Here is a 2,171-nt window from a genome sequence, read left to right on the forward strand (position 1 = left end):
TTTACGAGTATGCAGAACTCACTTGCAAGTACGGATGCTCAATTCCAACAGAACTTCCAACAAATACAAACGATAGAAAACCAAGTTCGTCAGAGCGTAGCCAATAGCGCGGACGGATTGAAAACTTATTTGCTCCAACAAAATCTTCTACATTTAACGGATGCGTCTGGAAATTCTCTTTTGGGAGATTTTTCCGGAATGGATTCCACTCAATTATTAGCGGCATATAATACGATCGATGGGAGTAAGCTGAATGCTGCCGGGGTAAAACTTAAAAACCTAATCGATACTATTTCTACGGCATTAGATCCGGATCATCCAGCGTCTTTAGCGGACATCGCATCTGATATGCAGGATTATTTGGAAACCCAAAAAGATTATGCGACTACTCAAGCACAAGCTGCAAGAGCCGCAGAATATCAGGGTTGGACTTTCGGAGACGGGGGAACTAGTGTAATCCGATATGCACCTTCTACCATGTATAATGGACTGAATGCTTCCGGGGGATTTCAAGACAACCAAGCTGGGCATTTAGGCGCTGCAGTCGCGGCTTATTTGGCGGGAAATTCTACAGACTTAATAACACAATTAAATAGTTTATTAGGAAATCCTAATTTAACTATTTCTCAAGTTTATAATATGGATCTGGTGGCTTCTTCCAGCGCAGACTTTATAAACCAATACTGGGCCTGGAACATAGACTTTTTAGATCCTTATGATCGGGAACAAGGAAGTTTGTCTCAAGATGGGTCCAATTTTTATACTTTAACTGCGAAATATTATCTTTGTTGGGGGGGGATTTGTATTCCCGATTATCTAGATAAATACGAAGAATGGGTAAATGTCCAAGGTTCCGTTCAGGTTCATGATGCAGCTCAACAGGCGAATGCTGAACTTTTTGAAGGTTATATGGCGGATATCAATCTCCAATTAGGAGATTGGCAGAATACTTTGATGCCTGCGATCAATAGTTGGGAACAACAAGTCTCCGATTACCAAGCCAGATATTCTGAATGGCAAACTAAAAAATTAGATCTTCAAAACCAAATCAATACCCAATACCAAACTCAAGTTCAGGAGTTGTATCAGAACAGAGAAGATTGGCTTACGAATTTATCTAATCTTTATTCGGATGCAAATGCAGCTTCTTCCGGCGCTGCGGCACTTCCTACCTTCAATTCAAATGTATCTAGTTCTTCTGCAGCGTCTTTGACTTCTCTTTCTAATGAACTTTCTTCTTTCCAAGCGGATGCAGCGAAAGCTCCCGATGTGAGTAAGGTCTCTGCATTTTACGATAATATCGGAACCGTGATGAACGGGGCGTATAACCTAAGCATCGTTGAAACCCAACAAATTGCGGCTCTAGATGCTCAAAAAAGTTCAGTAAACAATCTTATTAAAAGTTTGGAAGCGCAAAGAGAGATGAATGGCGCCGATATTTCAGAAGAGGTATATGCGAAGTTCACCGGGAAAACTTTTGCGGGAACTGATGCTACTGGAAAGATAGAAGGTGCCGGACTTTGTGTTGGGGATAATTACAAAACAAATCAATCAGCATGTGAAGCATTATATAACGATGATAAAAACTTTAAGCTTAAATACTCCGACGTTTATGTAGACGATAAGGGAACCATCCATGCGGTTCAAACCGTAAAAACAGGGAGCGCTGTTTTTCAAGGTGGGGATGCTACAAATTCCGAAAATTATAAACTTACTGAAACTAGTATAAACGTAACTTTAGGAAATGTCGGAACAGTAAAATTAGCAGATACGAAAGATTTGGGAGGATTATTCAAATCCAATTGGTATTCGGAAGAAAATTCACAATCTCTTTCTTCCTATATGCAATCTTCTTATTCGAATCGTACTGATGCATATTTGTCTGATGGCTTGATGAATGCGATTTCCCTCAATTCTTCCGCTGCGGATGATTATGCAGGAGTAATGAACCAAAGAGCACAGGAAAGTGCGATTGCTCAGGCAAATACTGCATCTACTGTGATGAGTATCGCTCAAACTATGTTTGCCGGTGGTTCCGGAATGGACTGGGCAAAACAACAAGTCAAAGAAATGACTAAATCTGCGGTGGCTACCGGAATTAGTAAAGCCACAGGAATTCCAGCAGACGTTATTTCCGCTTTCATCGATTACAAAGCAGATCAAAAGGCTAA

General features: G+C 40.6%; 1 protein-coding gene. It reads left to right on the forward strand.

The annotated features are described in order from the left end of the window. Nucleotides 1-9 precede the first annotated feature (9 nt). The coding region (locus CH365_RS19775; protein WP_244283340.1) for a TIGR04388 family protein at nt 10-2,171 on the forward strand (2,162 nt) is incomplete at its 3' end.

This window comes from Leptospira neocaledonica, assembly GCF_002812205.1.
GTDB classification, from domain to species: Bacteria; Spirochaetota; Leptospiria; order Leptospirales; family Leptospiraceae; genus Leptospira_B; species Leptospira_B neocaledonica.